An 18,791-nucleotide genomic window follows, 5' to 3' on the forward strand; every position below is an offset into this window, starting at 1 on the left:
CTGGTGCGATGAAGCGGCGTCAGATCGTAAAGACGCCATAAACCTTCCCTGGGGCTCGGCCCAAGCCATCCATGGCTTGGGACGCTTTACTCCTCTGCCGCCGCTTCAACGCACATTACTTACTGTGCGTAAAAATGCCCTCAAATGAGGGCATTTTTTTATTTACAGATAAACCCGCAAATACTCCGTCAAACACAGCAGCGCCATGGCCTGACCATACGGCATTGAGGTGAGCGGGATTTGGCGGTAATACTCGAGATCGCTGCCCATCGCTGTTCCGAACGACACCTGCTTCAATTCCCCATCTTCATCAATATTGCCGATCACGCCGCGCAACGCTTTCTCCGCCAGCGGCAAATACTCGGGCGAAAGATAATGTTTACGCACCGCTTTAAGAATGCCATAGGCGAAACCGGCGGTGGCGGAGGCTTCCGGGTAACTGTTGGGATCGTCGAGCAAGGTGTGCCACAAACCGCTGCTATGCTGACAGGCGCTCAGCGCCTTCACCTGACTCTCCAGCACCTGCTGCAGGAAACGCCGCGTGGCGTGCTGTTCCGGCCAGTTCATCATCTCGAGGAAATCAGGAATAACGATAGTCAGCCAGCTATTGCCGCGCGCCCAACGTGCGTTGGCAAAATTGTGCCGCCCCCCAAACGTCCAGCCGTGGAACCACAAACCGGTTTGGCGATCCATCAAATATTGGGTATGAATCAGGAACTGATAACTGGCTTCTTCGACAAACTCAGGACGATCCAGCAGCTGGCCAATCTTCGCCAGCGCCATCACGCTCATCATTAAGGTGTCATCCCACAGCTGCTGGGTATTTTCGTTGTTGTAGACGATGTGCTGCAAGCCGCCTTGCTCGGTGCGTGGCATCTCATACATCACCCATTCAGCCCAACGCTCCAGCACCGGTCGCCACGCGGCATTGCGCGTCTCTTCATAGCGATATGCCAGCGTCAGGAACGGGCAGACGGTATTGACGTTCTTGGTTGGCGTACCTTCCGCCAGGCGCGTGCTGAACCAGTCATCGATAATCTTCAGCGTCGCTTGATCGCCGGTTTGCTGATAGTAGTGCAGCATGCCGTACAGACCGATGCCGTGCGTCCACTCCCAACCGGCCCAGCCTTTGGTATCGATCACGCGGCCATCATCGAGGCGCAGCAAAAACTCGCCGCTGTGATCGGTAATATTCACCAGATTATGGGTTAGCCGCTGAATCAATTGCACCAGCTCAGTGCGTGGCAACAGATATTCAGGCTGGCGCAGTAACGCGCTGTGCTTTACAGGAAATACAGTCATGGTTCATTCCTATCGTTAATCAGGGTAGAGAGAGAAGGTAAAGATCGTGGCTGCCTCGGCAGCGGCGGTGCGGCCGCCTTATGACGGTTGAGATATCCGACGTTGTTATTGCCCCACAGATTTTCATACGGCATGCCCGCCAGCATTTCGACCACTTCACGCGCCTGTGGCGAAATACGCTCTGGCACCACGCGTCCGGCTTCGCGCATTTTCAACGTCTCTTCGCGCAGCACGGTGTGGGTTTGCAGATTGAGTTTAAAGCGCAGTGAAATAATGAAGCCGCAGGCCAGCACACAGAGCGTGCCCACGCTGAGGATCGCCAGAATGGTATGGCCGACAGCCGGCACCTGCGTGGCCTGGCCGGAAGAGAAGCCCGCCAGCTGCAACACGATACCGACGAACATCACCGCACCCGCTTGCGAGGCTTTGCGCGTCAGCGTCATGATGCCGGCAAAAATGCCTTCGCGACGCTGGCCGGTAATCACTTCATCGACGTCAGCGATATAGGTGTAAGTATTCCACGGCACATAGTTGATGCCGCCGCGACCAAGACCGGCAAGACCGGAAATTAGTACCAGCAGAGCGAAGTTGTCGTTCATGCCGGTGTACCACAATCCGGCGTAGGAGAGGGCGCTAAGCCCAAACAGCACCACCACCATACGATACGCAGGCGCAGGTCCAAGGCGGATACACAGCGGAATCATCGCCATCACCGCAATAAACTGCATCACCGCCATGGTGCCCATCAGGTTGGAGGCGATCTGCGCGCTTTGCATCAGCACAAATACCACATACCAGGTGAACACCGCGTTAAACACGTCCTGCGCGATATAGCCGCCGAGATACATGCCTAGATGCTGGCGGAAAATACGAATGCGCAGCGTTGAGGCCAGCTCGGTGTAGAGGCGCTTCAGGCTCTGTAGCAAGGTCAGCTGTGATTTTTCCTGCTCTGCGCGGCGCGATTCGGCAGAGAAATCGTCGGGATCGCGTTCCCAGGTAAACAGCCACACCAACGTTAACACCAGCGCACAAATCACCGAGAACACCAGGCTGGCGTAGAAGAAGGAGATCGGATTCTCTTTGCCAAACCAGCCAATCAGCATGCCCGGCAGGAACGCTGCCAGAATGGCCGACAGCTGCGCCAGGCCAATACGCGCGCCAGAGAAGCGGGTTTTCTGTTTGAAATCATCGGTCATCTCCGGCACCAGCGTTTCGTAAGGCACCAGAATCATGGTGTAGACCATATCGAACAGCAGATAAGTCAGCAGATACCACCAAAAACTCATGTCGCCAACCCACATCAGGCTGTAGCTGAACACGCACGGAATACCGAGCAGGATAAAAAATTTGCGGCGGCCAAAGCGCTTGCCGAGCCAGGTTGAACCGAAGTTATCGGTCAGGAAACCCATCAGCGGGCTCACCACCGCATCCAGTACGCGGGCGGCGGCGAAAATGAAGGTCGCCTGAATCGGCGAGAGCCCACAAAAGGTGGTGTAAAAGTAGAGCAGCCAGGCGGCGGTTAGCGCCGTGGTGCCTGCACCGAGGAAATCCCCGGACCCATAGGCCAGATAATGGCCCAGGCCAATCTTACGAGAGCGCATGGCAGGTTCTCCTTGAATTAGTCGGTAAACACATCCCTCATCACTCCGTACAACTTGCGCGGATTGGATTGAAAGTAGAGCGGCTTAAGCTGGCAAACCTTCGTGATTTCGCAATGACCTGCAGGTGAGTGGCAAAATCACAAAGAAAATGGCGTGATATCTCTAATTTATAAAACAGCGTTTCATTTTTTTGGTTAATGAGAGGTTAGAAATGCGAGCTGCAGCACAATGCGTGGCGAAGTGAGAAAACGGCTTAAAGGCAGCCATTTAATGCAGGAATTGTGGTCCTGAGGTTGAAAGAAATGGAATTCCTCACGCATACTGCCTGACTGAACTCAGGCTTAAGGAAATGCACCATGGCTGAAGAAACCATTTTCAGTAAAATCATCCGTCGCGAGATCCCCGCCGACGTGGTTTATCAGGACGAACTGGTCACCGCCTTCCGTGATATCGCGCCCAAAGCGCCTACCCATATCTTGATCATCCCCAATGTATTGATTCCCACCGCCAACGATGCGCAGCCCGCACACGAGCAGGCGCTGGGCCGGATGATCACCGTAGCCGCCAAAATTGCCCGTGATGAAGGCATTGCCGAAGATGGCTATCGTCTGATCATCAACTGCAACAGCCATGGCGGTCAGGAGGTTTACCACATCCATATGCATTTGGTTGGCGGTCAGCCGCTGGGCCCGATGCTGGCCAGCTAACTCAGGCGGACAACGTGATGCGTCAATGGCTGAGTGGCTTGCTGTTGCTGACCCTTGCAGGTTGCAGCAGCGATAAGCCGATGATTAATACCTCGCAGTCGCTGGTGATGGAATCGGCGGTGTTATCCGCGGGCATTATTACCGATGATCCGAAGTTGACCGAACAAGATGGTCAGCAGCGTGCCATGAGCATGTTGTACAACCAGCGTGAAACGCCAGTGAAAGTGCACTATCGTTTCTATTGGTACGACGACAAAGGATTGGAAATCACGCCGGAAGAGCCGGCGCAAAGCCAAATCGTTCCGGCACACGGCAGCGTAGAAGTGGCCTCACAAATGGGCAATCCGACCGCCAGTAAGGTGCGTCTCTATCTTTATCTTTGAGGAGTAAGCTGTGATTCGCAGTGTAAAACGTTCGGGCGCGTTGTTATTTGCGCTAATGCTCACCGGTTGTGTGGTGCAACAACAGACGCCGGCACCGGTAGAACCCACGCAGCCGACTACGCCCACTCAGCCGGTTGAACCTACGCCGCAGCCAGTGCCGCCGCCGCAAACCGTGCCGCAGCCACCAAAGCTGAAAACCATTAACTGGGATGCCAGCGTCCAGCCGTTGGTCGGTAAGATGGTGCAATCTTCAGGCGTAAATCCGGGCAGCGTGCTGCTGGTGGATCGCATCAAGAACAGTACTAATGGCGCGCTGCAAACCGATAAAGCCACCGACGCGATTCAGAATGCGCTGGCCAACAACGGCAAGTTCACGCTGATCACCCCAGAACAGCTGGCGCAGGCCAAGCAAACGCTGGGCTTGTCGCCGGATGACAGCCTCAACTCGCGCAGTAAAGCGATTGGCCTGGCGCGCAACGTTAACGCGCAGTATGTGCTCTACAGCAATGCGCAGGGCGATGTGAAATCACCGACGCTGCAAATGCAGCTGATGCTGGTACAAACCGGTGAAATCATCTGGTCAGGAAACGGTGTTGCTCAACCCTGATCCACAGCTGCAAAACCTGCTTCAGCAACAATGGCCGACGGCGCAAGCTGCCGGTCATTTTTTCGCGCTGCCGGGACTGAGCGGGCAAAGCGTGCGCGTGCAGATGCCGCAGGGCGAATTGCTGGCGAGACGTGCGCCGCCGCAGCCGCTCCCGTTTGTCGATCGCCAGCGCGAATACCGCATTCTGCAGCAACTGCGGCATGCACAGCTGGGGCCGCAGCCGCTGGCGTGGCGCCATCCCTGGCTGCTGCAAAGCTGGATGCCGGGCGAGGTGCTCACTTCCGCGCAGTTTAACGCGCAGCGGCAGGCGATTGTGGCGCTGCTGCAGCGTCTGCACCAACAGCCGCTCACCGGCTACCGTTTACGATTAGCGCCGCTGCTACAGCGCTATTGGCAGCTTTGCCGGCAGCGTCACTGGCGCTGGCAGCGTCGTCTGCAACGCTTATTACAGCAGGGCGAACCGCAGCCGCTGCGCCTGGCGCCGCTGCATATGGATGTCCACGCCGGCAACCTGATTGCCACGCCGGAAGGTTTACGCCTGATCGACTGGGAGTATGCCGCCGACGGTGACGTGGCGCTGGAGCTGGCGGCGGTGTGTGCGGTTGATGGCGATACGCGTTCCGCGTGGATTGCTGATTACGCCGCGCGCGCGCAACTGGATGAGCCAGCACTGGCATGCCAGATGCAGCGCTGGCAACCGTGGCTGCAGCTGTTGATGGCCAGCTGGTATCAGCTGCGTGCCGAGCAGAGCCAGGATGACACCTTACTGCAGCTGGCGCAGGCCAGCTGGCACGACCTTTAACCCAGGATTTTAATCATGACCATGAACACACCCGGACCGCTGATGCTCGACGTCGAAAGCTATGAGCTGGACGCCGAAGAACGCGAAATTCTGCAGCATCCGCTGGTGGGCGGACTGATTCTGTTTGCCCGCAACTTCCACGATGTCGAGCAGTTGGCAGAGCTGGTGCGCCAGATTCGCGCCGCTTCGCGCAATCGTCTGGTGGTGGCGGTGGATCAGGAAGGCGGTCGCGTGCAGCGTTTCCGCGACGGCTTCACGCAGCTGCCGGCGATGCAATCGTTCGCCGCGCTGCACGATCTCAATAGTGCCGGTGAACTGGCGCAGCAGGCGGGCTGGCAGATGGCGTCGGAGATGATCGCCATGGACATCGACATCAGTTTCGCGCCGGTGCTCGATATTGGCCACATCAGCGCGGCTATCGGCGATCGTTCATTCCATGAAGATCCGGCCATCGCCCTACAGGTCGCGCGCCGTTTTATCAACGGCATGCATGAAGCCGGCATGAAAACCACCGGCAAACACTTCCCCGGTCACGGTGCGGTCAGTGCCGATTCGCATAAAGAGACGCCGCGCGACAACCGCGATGCCGCCACGCTGCGTCAGCATGACATGGCGATCTTTAAGCAGTTGATCGACGAGCAGCTGCTTGATGCGGTGATGCCGGCGCACGTTATCTATACTGAGGTGGATCCGTTGCCTGCCAGCGGTTCGCCGTATTGGCTGCAAACCGTATTGCGCGAGGAGCTCAGCTTTAACGGCGTGATTTTCTCCGACGACCTGTCGATGGAAGGTGCCGCGGTGATGGGCAGCTACGCCGAACGCGCGCAGCAGTCGCTGAATGCCGGTTGCGATATGATCCTGGTGTGCAATCAACGCGCGGGCGCGGTGAGCGTGCTGGATAACTTGACGCCGATCGGGGCAGAGCGCGTGACGCAGTTATACCATCAAGGGCGTTTTACCCGTCAAAGCCTGCTGGCAAGCGAGCGCTGGCGGCAAAATCAGCGTCAGTTAAGCGCGTTGCAAGAGCGCTGGCTGGCGCACAAAGCCTCGGGCAGATAAGCATCGCTGCCCGGATTTCACTCCACGCTGAGGATAATCATGATCATCTATCTGCACGGTTTTGATTCCAACAGTCCGGGCAACCATGAAAAGGTGCTGCAGCTGCAGTTTATTGACCCGGACGTCAGATTAGTCAGCTACAGCACCCGCCACCCCAAACACGACATGCAATTTCTGCTGAAAGAGTGCGACAAGCTGCTGCAACAGGGCGACGATGCGCATCCGCTGATTTGCGGGGTTGGGCTGGGGGGTTATTGGGCCGAACGCATTGGCTTCCTGTGCGGCATGCGTCAGGTGATCTTCAATCCAAATCTGTTCCCGTTTGAGAACATGGAAGGCAAAATCGATCGCCCGGAAGAGTATCTCGATATCGCCACTAAGTGCGTCAACGATTTCCGCGAAAAGAACCGCGAAAAGTGTCTGGCGATTTTGTCTCGACAAGATGAAGCGCTGGATAATCAGCGCAGCGCGACGTACCTGCAGCCGTTCTATGAAATTATCTGGGATGACGTAGCCAGCCACAAATTCAAGAACATCGCGCCGCATTTGCAGCGCATCAAAGCCTTCAAACTCCTCGCCTGACCGTCCGCGCGCCGTGTGATGCGGCGCATAAAATGTGTAACATTCTGATAATGCAGCTGAAAGATTGATGTACATCAATTTTCTTATGTGATGTCTCTGACGCCGTGATATTCTGCCCTCAGCTCGCGATTTAACGTCGCCAACCCTATGTTTATTAAGGTTTTTATTAACCATTAATTAACTATTGGTTTACAACTTTGAGGGGGTCTTTGTTGACTACATCTATGGAAAAAATCGTTATCATCGGCGGTGGTGCTGGCGGCTTAGAGCTGGCAACGCAGCTCGGTCACAAGCTGGGACGCAAGAAGAAAGCCGAGATCATCCTGGTCGATCGTAACCACAGTCATCTGTGGAAACCGCTGCTGCATGAAGTGGCAACCGGTTCGATGGACGAAGGGATCGATGCGCTGAGCTATCTGGCGCACGCGCGTAATCACGGCTTCCAGTTCCAGCTGGGATCGCTGACGCAAATCAACCGCGAAAACAAAACCCTTGAGCTGGCCGAAATCCGCGATGCGGAAGGGGCACTGTTAGTGCCGCAGCGTGAGCTGGCCTACGACCGCCTGGTCATCGCGCTTGGCAGCACCTCAAACGACTTCGGCACGCCGGGCGTAAAAGATCACTGCATCTTCCTCGACAACCCGCATCAGGCGCGTCGTTTCCACAACGAAATGCTCAACCTGTTCTTGCGTTTCTCGGCCAGCGAAGGCAGCCTGGAAAAAGTCAACATCGCCATTGTCGGCGGCGGCGCCACCGGCGTGGAACTCTCTGCAGAGCTGTATAACGCGGTGAAACAGCTGCACAGCTACGGCTACAAAGGTCTGGATAGTAGCTCGCTGAACGTCACGCTGGTGGAAGCCGGTGAACGCATTCTGCCGGCGCTGCCACCGCGTATCTCGGCGGCGGCGCATCAGGAGCTGACCAAACTTGGCGTACGCGTGTTGACGCAAACCATGGTCACCAGCGCCACCGAAAACGGCTTGAATACCAAAGGCGGCGAATTCATTGATGCCGATCTGATGGTGTGGGCGGCCGGTATCAAGGCGCCAGACTTCCTGAAAGAGATTGGCGGTCTGGAAACCAACCGCATCAATCAGCTGGTGGTAAAAGAGACGCTGCAAACCACGCTGGATGACGACATCTACGCGATTGGTGATTGCGCCTCCTGTGCGCTGCCGGGGGGCGGATTTGTACCGCCGCGCGCGCAGTCAGCGCATCAAATGGCGTCGCGCGCGCTGGAGAACATCCTTGCACAGCGTAAAGACAAACCGTTGAAAGCCTATGTTTATAAAGATCACGGTTCGCTGGTGTCGCTGTCGCGCTTCAGCACCGTCGGCAGTTTGATGGGTAACCTGATGCGCGGATCGATGATGGTGGAAGGGCGCATTGCGCGTTTTGTCTACATCTCTCTATATCGTATGCACCAGATTGCGCTCCACGGATACTTCAAGACCGGTCTTATGATGCTGGTCGGCAGTCTTAACCGCGTCCTGCGTCCGCGTCTCAAGCTGCACTGATGATTTTCGGGCGGTGAATGCCGCCCTACGCCACACCAGCTGCCGTAACCCGCTGAAAACTGCACGTTCAGCTTTAGGTTACGGCACTATTTCATCCGCTCTCGGAACTCTCCTAAAAGCTGGCCCTGATGGGTTTCCGCTGCGTTTCCTCCATTAATCTGATGTTGCAATTACGGTCCATCTGTAAAACTTATCACCAACAAACACGGCGCGGCGCGCACGCCGGTTATGCCTCGGCTACACAGGATCTGGTAGCGGCAGGAATGCGCGGTAACAACCTTCAGGAGGATATTCCTGTGAATAAATCAATGTTAGCGGGTATCGGTATCGGCGTGGCAGCAGCGTTAGGTGTTGCCGCAGTCGCCAGCATGGATGTTTTCGATCGCGGCCCACAGTTTGCACAAGTCCTGTCGGCGACGCCGATTAAAGAGAGCATCAAGCAGCCGCGACAGGAGTGTCGCAATGTGACGCTGACCCATCGTCGTGCGGTTCAGGATGAGAATCGCATTGCCGGTTCGGTGCTGGGCGCGGTAGCCGGCGGCGTGTTGGGCCATCAGTTTGGTGGTGGACGCGGGCGCGATGTGGCTACGGTAGCGGGTGCGTTAGCTGGCGGTTACGGTGGTAATCAGGTGCAGGGTGCGTTGCAGGATCGCGACACGTACACCACCAACGAGCAGCGTTGCAAAACGGTATATGACAAACAGGAAAAAATGCTGGGTTATGACGTGACCTATAAAATAGGCGACCAGCAGGGCAAAATCCGCATGGAAAACGACCCTGGTACCCGCATTCCGCTCGACCGTAATGGTCAGCTGATCCTGAATTCAAATCAGGCCTAATTGGGCAAAGATGCATCACAGCAGCAGTAACGAAAAAAGCGCCGCAAGGCGCTTTTTTTATGTGTGAGATCCTCAACGCGCACGGATTCGTAGCGCCGCAATTTGTTGCGCATCATCAATGGCGCACGGAGTCAAAGGCGCGCGATGAATCGCGCCGCTACGATTCCGTGCGGATATCCACTAAACCCGGTTTTTCGCCAGCTCGCTGACAAATCCCTGCACCCACTCCATACGGATTTTCCGGTCCGCCATATCGCGGGTGAACTTCAATCGCGTTGGGCCATCCAGCTTCCATTGCTGAGGATCTTTCTGCAGCAGGCCAATCAGCCAGCCCGGATCAACCCGATTCTGCGGCGCAAACTCGAAAAATCCGCCTTTGTCGCTGGCTTCAATCTTACGAATCCCCAACTCGCGCGCCACTAAACGCAGCCCGGCAACATCCAGCAGATTACGCGCGGCATCCGGCAGCTTGCCGAAGCGGTCAATCATCTCAACCTTCAGTTCCGCCAAATCCTGCTCATCGGCGGCGCTGGCCACGCGCTTGTAGAGCGACAAGCGGGTATTCACATCTGGGATAAAATCATCTGGCAGCAGGGCAGGCATACGCAGTTCGATTTCGGTTTGATTGCTGGTGAGATCTTCCAGCGACGGCTCGCGGCCCGCCTTCAGCGCATCGACCGCGTTCTCCAGCAGCTCCATATACAGCGTGAAGCCGATGGTTTCCATCTGGCCGCTCTGATCTTCGCCGAGCAGCTCACCCGCGCCGCGAATCTCCAGATCGTGGGTTGCCAGCGCAAAACCGGCGCCAAGATCTTCCAGCGACGCGATAGCTTCCAGACGTTTTTGCGCATCAGTGGTCATCGCTTTTGGATGCGGCGTCAGCAGCCACGCATAGGCCTGATGGTGCGAACGTCCCACGCGGCCACGCAGCTGATGCAGCTGCGCCAGACCAAAGTGGTCAGCGCGTTCGATGATAATGGTGTTGGCGCTGGGTACGTCGATACCGGTTTCGATGATGGTGGTACACACCAGCACGTTAAAGCGCTGATGGTGGAAATCATTCATCACCCGCTCAAGATCGCGTTCGCGCATCTGACCGTGACCAATGGCAATGCGCGCTTCCGGCACCAGATCGGCCAATCTTTGCGCCGCTTTCTCGATGTTCTCTACGTCATTGTAGAGATAGTAAACCTGGCCGCCGCGCAGCACTTCACGCAGGATTGCCTCGCGCACCACCAGGCTGTCGTACTCACGCACAAAGGTTTTCACCGCCATGCGTCGTGCCGGTGGCGTGGCAATAATCGACAGATCGCGCATGCCGCTCATCGCCATATTCAGGGTACGCGGAATCGGCGTGGCGGTGAGCGTCAGGATATCGACATCGGCGCGCATCGCCTTGATCCGCTCTTTATGACGCACGCCAAAGCGGTGCTCTTCATCGACAATTAGCAGGCCGAGATCGTGCCACTTCAGGTCGTTAGACAGCAGCTTATGGGTGCCAATCAGAATATCGACTTTGCCCTCGCGCGCCTGTTCCAGCACCTGACTCTGTTCTTTGGCGGTGCGGAAGCGCGACAGCATCTCAATGCGCACCGGCCAGTTAGCGAAACGATCGCGAAAGTTGTCGTAATGCTGCTGCGCCAGCAGCGTGGTGGGCACCAGCACCGCGACCTGTTTGGCGTTCTCAACCGCCAGAAACGCAGCGCGCATCGCCACTTCGGTTTTACCAAAGCCGACGTCGCCGCACACCAGACGATCCATCGCCAGCGGCTGACACATGTCGCTCAGCACCGCGTTGATCGCCTGGCCTTGATCCGGCGTGGTTTCAAACGGGAAGCCTTCGCAGAACAGCTGATACTGATCGCGATCGTGCTTAAAGGCAAAGCCGGTTTTGGCTGCGCGCTGAGCGTAAATATCCAGCAGCTCCGCCGCCACGTCGCGCACTTTCTCAGCAGCTTTCTGCCGCGCGCGTGACCAGGCATCGCTGCCAAGTTTATGCAGCGGCGCGTTTTCATCCGCGCCACCGGCATAGCGGCTAATCAGATGCAGTGATGAAACCGGCACGTACAGCTTGGCGTCGCCCGCATAGGAGAGCATCAGATATTCAGCGACGATGCCGCCGGCTTCCAGCGTGGTCAGGCCGATATAACGCCCAACGCCGTGCTCCAGATGCACCACCGGCTGGCCAGGATGCAGCTCGGCGAGGTTGCGGATCAGCACATCAGGATTGATGGTGCGGCGATTATCCTGGCGACGACGACTGACGCGCTCGCCAAGCAGATCGCTTTCGCAAATCAACGCCAGCTGGCGTTGCGTATCGATAAAGCCGCGCTCGCTGGCGCCAATCATCAGGCTAAGCGGCTGATTGGCGGCCTGATCAAAGTGATCGATAGCCTGTGGACGCAGTTTAATGCGCGCCAACAGCTCTTGCAGGCTTTCACGGCGGCCTTCACTCTCAACCGAGAAAATCACCTGACCGCTGAATTGTTCAAGGAACTGACGCAGCAGATCGAGTGGCGCTTTGGCCTGCGCCTGCACCGTCAATTCCGGCAGCGGCTGATAACCGAGATTGGTATTCGCTGCTTTTTCCGGCAGCGTCTCGCTGCTTAAATGCATGCGCGGCCAGGCTTTCAGTTCGCTCATCAGCGTGTCGGGACGCAGCCACAGCGTGACCGGCTCCAGCAGCGGGCGCATCGGATCGATACGGCGATTCTCAAAGCGCGCGTTGGCGTCAAGCCAGAAGCGCTCGGCGCTGGCCAGCAAATCGCCGCTGTTGAGCAGCAGCGTATTGGCGGGCAGATAGCTGAACAGCGTCGGCAACGCCTGCTCAAAGAACAGCGGCTGCCAGTATTCGATACCGGCGGGCAGCGTGCCTTTGCTCACCTGCTGATAGACATGCTCCGGCTCGCGCCGTACGTCAAAGGTTTCGCGCCAGCGGCTGCGGAACAGCTCGATGGCGGCTTTATCCGTGGGGAATTCATGCGCCGGCAACAGGTTGATGGCGTTGACCGCCTCCAGCGTGCGCTGCGTATCGACATCAAACAGGCGCAGGCTGTCGATCTCATCGTCAAAGAAGTCGATGCGATAAGGTTGGTCGCTGCCCATCGGGAACAGATCGAGCAGCGCACCGCGCGTGGCGTATTCACCGTGCTCCATCACCTGATCGACGTGGCGATAACCGGCCTGCTCCAGCTGATCGCGCAGCGCATCGCGCGACAGCTTTTGCCCTTGCTGCATCACCAGCGCATGGCCGTGCAGGAAGCTGTGCGGACATACGCGCTGCATCAGCGTGTTGACCGGCATAATCAGCATACCGCGCGTTAAGTTGGGCAGTTGATACAGCGTGGAGAGGCGAGCTGAGATGATGTCCTGATGCGGCGAGAAGCTGTCGTAGGGCAGCGTTTCCCAGTCAGCGAGATGGGTGACCGGCAGATCGGTGAACTGGCGAATCTCCTCCTGCAGACGCAGGGCAGATTGCATATCCGGGGTAATCATCAACACCGGACCGCTGTGGCGTTCGGTGATGCTGGCGCACTCAAGCGCTTGTGCGGCGCCGACGAGCTGACCGAGCTGGCGATGGTCGCCGGCTTTGACTGGCAGGGTATAACGACTCTGTTCCGACATGGGATCTCGACATTCTCTCCTTGGATTACAGGGCGTCATCATTCCATAATCCGCCCTGAGGATCATCTGTCGTGGTGCGATTTCTCACACTTTTGCCGGTTGAGCTACTTACTCGATTGCTGTGTGTAGTGCATACGTGGGCGGTCGACATTGGCCCAGGACAGCTCTTTCTCCAGATGGTAGCTGTGGTTGCCGTCGTCCCACTTCACGTAATAGCCGGTTGGCGCATCTCCCTGTTCAAAAACGTTGACGATCTCGCCTTTAATTTCACCCGATTTGTGTTTCACGATACTGCTTTTGGGGAACTTGAACATGGTGTACTCCTCGTCGCCTACGGTAATTCACCTTTAAGTCTACGCCAGCCAATGACGAATAAACGTACAAATAACATCATTAATTTGTCGCAATTTTATGCATAAGCGTTGGCTGGGACGGTTTTTGACACAACTTTGCCGCAGACTCAGAGGGTTAGAGGTTTCATAAAGGGGACGCCTCCTTTATCATCCCACTACTTATTTTCAGGCAACTGCCAAGACGGATCTCATGTATCAACCAGTCGCGTTATTCATCGGTTTACGCTACATGCGTGGACGTGCCTCAGACCGCTTTGGTCGCTTCGTCTCCTGGCTCTCAACTATCGGCATCACGCTCGGCGTGCTGGCGCTGGTCACCGTGTTGTCGGTGATGAATGGCTTTGAGCGCGAGCTGGAAGGCAATATCCTCGGCCTGATGCCGCAGGCGCTGATCACCAGCGAAAAAGGCAGCATCAGTCCGAAGGCGTTGCCCGCCGATAATCTCAAACTGCAAGGGGTTAAGCGCATCGCACCGCTGACCACCGCCGATGTGGTGCTACAGAGCGCGCGTAACGTCTCGGTCGGCGTGATGCTCGGCATCAATCCCGACGAACAGGATCCGCTGACGCCATTCCTCGTCAACACCCAACAAAGCGTGCTGCAGCCGGGCCAGTACAACGTCATCCTCGGTGAACAGCTGGCTGCACAGCTGGGCGTGAAGCGCGGCGATCAGCTGCGTCTGATGGTGCCATCGGTCAGCCAGTTCACGCCGGTAGGACGTTTGCCGAGCCAGCGTATTTTCACCGTGGCTGGCACCTATGCCGCCAACAGCGAAGTGGATGGCTATCAAATTCTGGTCAATCAGCAGGATGCGTCACGCGTGATGCGCTATCCGCTCGGCAACATCACCGGCTGGCGTTTGTGGCTGGATAAGCCGTTAAGCGTTGATGCGCTCAGCCAGCAGAAACTGCCGGAGGGCCTGACGTGGAAAGACTGGCGCGAACGCAAAGGCGATCTGTTCCAGGCGGTACGCATGGAAAAAAACATGATGGGGCTGCTGCTGAGCCTGATCATCGCGGTGGCGGCTTTTAATATCATTACCTCGCTGGGCCTGCTGATCATGGAGAAGCAGGGCGAAGTGGCCATTTTGCAAACGCTGGGTTTAACCCGCCGCCAGATTGTCGCGGTGTTTATGGTGCAGGGCGCCAGCGCGGGCATTATTGGCGCGCTGCTGGGCACCGTGCTTGGCGTGCTGCTTGCCAGCCAGCTGAATAATTTGATGCCGGTGATTGGTCTGTTCCTTGATGGCGCGGCGCTGCCGGTCGACATCAATGTGTTGCAGGTGATCACCATTGCGCTGGTCTCAATGGCCGTCGCGCTGCTTTCTACCCTTTATCCGTCATGGCGCGCTGCCGCCGTCCAACCCGCTGAGGCTTTACGTTATGAGTAATACTCCTTTGTTGCAGTGTCGTGACCTGTGCAAACGCTATCAGGAAGGCAGCGTGCAGACCGATGTGCTGCGCAATGTGGCTTTCAGCCTGCAGCCGGGTGAACTGACGGCAATTGTCGGCAGCTCCGGTTCGGGTAAAAGTACCTTACTGCATCTGCTCGGCGGCCTGGATGCGCCGACGTCAGGCGATGTGATTTTTGATGGTAAATCGCTGAATGCGATGTCGTCGGCCGCGAAAGCCGAGCTGCGCAACCGTGAGCTGGGCTTTATCTATCAGTTCCACCATCTGCTGCCGGATTTTAGCGCGCTGGAGAACGTGGCGATGCCGCTGCTGATTGGCAAAATTGGCAAAGCGGAAGCGGAATCACGCGCGCGTGAAATGCTGGCGGCGGTCGGGCTGGAAAAACGTGCTGCGCATCGGCCTTCTGAACTGTCGGGCGGTGAACGTCAGCGTGTGGCGATTGCCCGCGCGCTGGTGAATCGTCCGCGGCTGGTGATGGCCGATGAACCTACCGGTAATCTCGATGCGCGCAACGCCGACGCGATTTTTGAACTGCTCGGCGAGCTGAACGTCAAACAGGGCACCGCTTTTCTGGTGGTAACGCACGATCTGCAGCTGGCGAAACGCCTGAGCCGGCAGATGGAGATGCGCGACGGTGAGCTGAGCGACCAACTGACGCTGGGAGTGATCTGATGGCTTCGTCATTATCCCTGCTGCTCGGGCTGCGTTTTAGCCGCGGTCGGCGGCGTGGTGGCATGGTCTCGCTGATCTCCATCATCTCCACCATCGGCATTGCGCTGGGCGTGGCGGTGCTGATCATCGGCCTGAGCGCCATGAACGGCTTTGAGCGTGAGCTGAATAACCGCATTCTGGCGGTGGTACCGCACGGTGAAATCGAGCCGGTGAATCAGCCGTTCCGTAACTGGCAACCGATGATCGCGCCGATTGAACAGGTGGCCGGCATTGCCGCCGCAGCGCCCTATATCAACTTCACCGGGCTGATTGAGAGCGGCGCAAAGCTGCAGGCGCTGCAGGTGAAAGGCGTCGATCCGCAGCAGGAAGCGCGTCTTAGCGCCTTGCCGAGCTTTGTGGCCGGAGATGCATGGTCGCAGTTCGCGGCTGGTAAACAGCAAATCATACTGGGTGGCGGCATCGCTAAATCGCTCAACGTGAAACAGGGCGACTGGATCACCATCATGATCCCCAATAATGATGGCGAGAATAAGCTGCTGCAGCCAAAACGTATTCGTCTGCAGGTCAGCGGCGTGCTGCAACTGAGCGGCATGCTCGATCACAGCCTGGCGCTGGTGCCGCTGGCCGATGCGCAGAAATATCTGGATATGGGCGACAGCGTCAGCGGTATTGCGCTGAAGATGAATGACCCGTTCCAGGCGCAGAAGTTGATACATGACGCCGGTAAAGTGACGCACTCTTACGTCTACATTAAGAGCTGGATTGGCACTTACGGCTACATGTACCGTGACATCCAGATGATTCGCGCCATTATGTATTTAGCCATGGTGCTGGTGATTGGCGTGGCCTGCTTCAACATCGTTTCGACGCTGGTGATGGCGGTGAAAGACAAGAGCAGCGACATCGCGGTACTGCGCACGCTGGGGGCCAAAGATGGTTTGATCCGCGCCATCTTTATCTGGTACGGCTTGCTGGCGGGCCTGCTCGGCAGCGTCAGCGGCGTGGTGGTCGGCGTGCTGGTAGCGCTCAATCTCACGCCGGTGATGCGCGTGTTTGAGCACCTGACCGGGCATCAGCTGCTGGCAGGCGATATCTACTTTATCGATTTCCTGCCGTCCGAACTGCACTGGATTGATGTGATTTCGGTGCTGGCCACCGCGATTGTCCTGAGCCTGATTGCCAGCTGGTATCCGGCACGACGCGCCAGCCGTATCGATCCGGCCCGCGTACTCAGCGGTCAGTAAAGATAAAACGCAGCCGCTGTGCGGCTGCTATTATCGGGCAGAGTAGCCCGAAAAATCCCCGATGCGCGGCAATAAACGCCGCAGATAAGGAGCTTTTATGCGCATACCGCGCCGCCGCCTACGACTCGCCCGCGACAAAAAAAACCGCCGCAAGGTGCATCAGCGCTTTCGCCAGCGCATCTTCGAGCGCGATCGCAAAGCTGAACTGGCCGCGCATCCGCAACCGCGCGTGGTGGTGCTGACTGGCGCGGGGATCTCCGCCGAATCCGGTATTCGCACTTTCCGCGCCGCCGATGGCTTGTGGGAAGAGCATCGCGTAGAAGATGTCGCCACGCCGGAAGGTTTTCAACGCAATCCGGCGCTGGTGCAGGCGTTTTACAACGCGCGGCGTCAACAGCTGCAGCAGCCAGAAATTCAGCCCAACGCCGCGCACAAAGCGCTAGCGGAACTGGAGCAGGTGCTGGGCGATAACTTCCTGCTGGTGACGCAGAATATCGATAACCTGCACGAACGCGCCGGCAGCCAGCGCGTGCTGCATATGCACGGTGAACTGCTGAAAGTGCGCTGCGTCAGCAGTGGACAAGTGCTGGACTGGACCGAAGATTTAACCGCGGACGATCGCTGCACCTGCTGCCAGTTCCCGGCCATGCTGCGCCCGCACATCGTGTGGTTCGGCGAAATGCCGCTGGGGATGGAAGAGATTTATCAGGCGATTGAACAGGCGAATCTGTTTATCGCCATTGGCACGTCGGGCCATGTCTATCCCGCCGCCGGTTTTGTCCACGAAGCGAAACTGCAGGGCGCGCATACTGTGGAGCTGAATCTGGAACCGAGCCAGGTCGGCAATGAGTTTGCCGAGCGTCATTACGGCTTAGCAAGCGAAGTGGTGCCGGAGTTTGTGCATACGTTTTTGCGTGGGTTGTATAAGTAGATTTGTGCGCGCTTTACCTCATCCCAACCTTCTCCCAGAGGGAGAAGGGGCTAGACGGAACCCTCTCCCGCTTGCGAGAGAGGGCAGGGTGAGGGGAAGCCGCAGAGAGTTAACGTCCCGCCTTCAGCTTCTGGAACAACGTCTCATACTGCACGCTGGCGTCACCGACATCGTTTTGCCACTCGCCGTTTTTGATCACATCCTCAGCAGGATAAAGCGAAGGATCGCTGGCCACTTCCTGTGGCAGTAACTTCTTCGCTGCCAGGTTTGGCGTGGGATAGCCGATGGTTTCCGCCACCTGTGCCGCCACATCCGGACGCAGCAGGAAGTTAATCAGCTTCAGCGCGCCTTCACGGTTTTTCGCATTGGCCGGAATCGCCAGGTTATCCATCCAGAAAATCCCGCCTTCCTGCGGCCAGATAATCTGCAGCGGCGTGCCTGCCTGGCGCGCCACGTAGGCGGAACCGTTCCAGATCATCCCAACGTTCACTTCGCCTTCCATAAACGGATTTCCTGGATTATCGGAGTTAAACGCCAGCACGTTCGGCATCAGCTTTTTTAACTCTTCATAAGCGGCTTCGATCTGCTTGGGATCGCGGGTGTTGCCCGAATAGCCCAGCTTACGCAGCGCCATCTGGAACACTTCACGCGCATCGTCGGTCAGCAGCAGGCTTTGCTTATACTCAGGCTTCCACAAATCGGCCCAGCGGGTAATGCTTTTGGCATCCACTTCGTCGGTGTTGAAGCCAATGGCGGTCGCGCCCCAGATATAGGGGATCGAGTAATCATTGTTAGGGTCGAACGGCTTGTTGAGCAGGTTAGGATCGAGGTTTTTGAAGTTGCTGAGCTGGGTTTTATCGATCTTTTGCAGCATGCCTTCATTACGCATTTTGGCGACGAAGTAGGTTGAAGGCACCACCAAATCGTAGGCGCCATCTTTCCAGGTCTTCAGCTTGGCATACATGCTTTCATTGGATTCGTAGGTGGAGTAAATCACCTTGATGCCGGTCTCTTTGGTGAACTGCTCCAGCAGTCCCGGCGGCACGTATTCGGTCCAGTTATAGAAGTAGAGCGTTTTGCCGGCATCCGCCTGCGCGCTCTGCATGCCCAATGCCAGCGCCCCAGCCGCCAGCCAGTGAGACCACTTTTTCATCGA

17 protein-coding genes are annotated in these 18,791 nt (G+C 57.1%); 12 read left to right on the top strand and 5 right to left on the bottom strand.

The genetic code is table 11. The features are described from left to right. Positions 1-162: 162 nt before the first annotated feature. Positions 163-1,302 carry a glycoside hydrolase family 105 protein gene (locus DEU53_RS02545; protein ID WP_110865932.1) on the bottom strand — a complete coding sequence of 380 codons (1,140 nt, stop codon included), beginning with the start codon at positions 1,300-1,302 and terminating at the stop codon, positions 163-165. Further along, positions 1,299-2,903 (bottom strand): MFS transporter, encoded by a 1,605-nt coding sequence (locus DEU53_RS02550; protein WP_110865933.1) that lies wholly within the window; start codon positions 2,901-2,903, stop codon positions 1,299-1,301. The genes DEU53_RS02545 and DEU53_RS02550 overlap by 4 nt, the downstream gene beginning before the upstream one ends. Before the next feature lie 356 nt (positions 2,904-3,259). On the opposite strand from DEU53_RS02550, the gene hinT reads away from it, so the two are divergent. From hinT to DEU53_RS02590, 8 genes are all read left to right on the top strand, one after another. After that, positions 3,260-3,610 (top strand): purine nucleoside phosphoramidase, encoded by a 351-nt coding sequence (gene hinT, locus DEU53_RS02555; protein WP_101760825.1) that lies wholly within the window; start codon positions 3,260-3,262, stop codon positions 3,608-3,610. Between the two features lie 17 nt (positions 3,611-3,627). Beyond that, positions 3,628-3,993: a YcfL family protein gene (locus DEU53_RS02560; RefSeq protein ID WP_110865934.1), complete on the top strand. Its 366-nt coding sequence runs from the start codon at positions 3,628-3,630 to the stop codon at positions 3,991-3,993. A gap of 10 nt (positions 3,994-4,003) precedes the next feature. Next, a complete protein-coding gene (gene lpoB / locus DEU53_RS02565) occupies positions 4,004-4,600 on the top strand; it encodes a penicillin-binding protein activator LpoB (protein WP_101760823.1) in 597 nt (198 codons plus the stop codon). Beyond that, entirely contained in the window at positions 4,587-5,402 is an 816-nt protein-coding gene (gene thiK / locus DEU53_RS02570) for a thiamine kinase (protein WP_110865935.1), read from the top strand. The genes lpoB and thiK overlap by 14 nt, the downstream gene beginning before the upstream one ends. Before the next feature lie 15 nt (positions 5,403-5,417). Further along, the gene (nagZ, locus tag DEU53_RS02575; RefSeq protein WP_110865936.1) at positions 5,418-6,461 is read left to right on the top strand and encodes a beta-N-acetylhexosaminidase; all 1,044 of its coding nucleotides are present in this window, start codon (positions 5,418-5,420) and stop codon (positions 6,459-6,461) included. 39 nt (positions 6,462-6,500) lie between these two features. Continuing rightward, entirely contained in the window at positions 6,501-7,043 is a 543-nt protein-coding gene (gene ycfP, locus DEU53_RS02580) for an alpha/beta hydrolase YcfP (protein ID WP_110865937.1), read from the top strand. 212 nt (positions 7,044-7,255) lie between these two features. Next, entirely contained in the window at positions 7,256-8,560 is a 1,305-nt protein-coding gene (locus tag DEU53_RS02585) for an NAD(P)/FAD-dependent oxidoreductase (RefSeq protein ID WP_085982480.1), read from the top strand. Between the two features lie 296 nt (positions 8,561-8,856). Then, positions 8,857-9,399, top strand: coding sequence for a glycine zipper 2TM domain-containing protein (locus DEU53_RS02590; protein WP_007885735.1), 543 nt, complete (start codon positions 8,857-8,859; stop codon positions 9,397-9,399). 180 nt (positions 9,400-9,579) lie between these two features. Here DEU53_RS02590 and mfd read toward each other — a convergent pair whose 3' ends face one another. Both mfd and DEU53_RS02600 read right to left on the bottom strand, forming a co-directional pair. After that, positions 9,580-13,023, bottom strand: coding sequence for a transcription-repair coupling factor (mfd, locus tag DEU53_RS02595; RefSeq protein WP_110865938.1), 3,444 nt, complete (start codon positions 13,021-13,023; stop codon positions 9,580-9,582). Positions 13,024-13,127: 104 nt separating this feature from the next. After that, complete coding sequence (locus DEU53_RS02600; RefSeq protein WP_008103029.1) at positions 13,128-13,337, bottom strand: hypothetical protein; 210 nt, start codon at positions 13,335-13,337, stop codon at positions 13,128-13,130. 229 nt (positions 13,338-13,566) lie between these two features. Between DEU53_RS02600 and lolC the strand changes: the two genes are divergently transcribed. The 4 genes from lolC to cobB all read left to right on the top strand — a co-directional run bounded on the left by lolC (position 13,567) and on the right by cobB (position 17,635). Further along, positions 13,567-14,766: a lipoprotein-releasing ABC transporter permease subunit LolC gene (lolC, locus tag DEU53_RS02605; RefSeq protein ID WP_110865939.1), complete on the top strand. Its 1,200-nt coding sequence runs from the start codon at positions 13,567-13,569 to the stop codon at positions 14,764-14,766. Next, complete coding sequence (lolD, locus tag DEU53_RS02610) at positions 14,759-15,460, top strand: lipoprotein-releasing ABC transporter ATP-binding protein LolD (protein ID WP_008103026.1); 702 nt, start codon at positions 14,759-14,761, stop codon at positions 15,458-15,460. The genes lolC and lolD overlap by 8 nt, the downstream gene beginning before the upstream one ends. Beyond that, positions 15,460-16,704: a lipoprotein-releasing ABC transporter permease subunit LolE gene (gene lolE / locus DEU53_RS02615; RefSeq protein WP_101760817.1), complete on the top strand. Its 1,245-nt coding sequence runs from the start codon at positions 15,460-15,462 to the stop codon at positions 16,702-16,704. Before lolD ends, lolE begins: the two co-directional genes overlap by 1 nt. A gap of 97 nt (positions 16,705-16,801) precedes the next feature. Continuing rightward, positions 16,802-17,635, top strand: coding sequence for a Sir2 family NAD+-dependent deacetylase (cobB, locus tag DEU53_RS02620; RefSeq protein WP_101760816.1), 834 nt, complete (start codon positions 16,802-16,804; stop codon positions 17,633-17,635). Between the two features lie 109 nt (positions 17,636-17,744). On the opposite strand, the gene potD is transcribed toward cobB, so the two are convergent. Beyond that, complete coding sequence (potD, locus tag DEU53_RS02625; protein ID WP_110865940.1) at positions 17,745-18,788, bottom strand: spermidine/putrescine ABC transporter substrate-binding protein PotD; 1,044 nt, start codon at positions 18,786-18,788, stop codon at positions 17,745-17,747. Positions 18,789-18,791 lie beyond the last annotated feature (3 nt).

This window comes from Pantoea sp. AG1095 (assembly GCF_003208415.1).
Classification (GTDB): domain Bacteria; phylum Pseudomonadota; class Gammaproteobacteria; order Enterobacterales; family Enterobacteriaceae; genus Pantoea; species Pantoea leporis.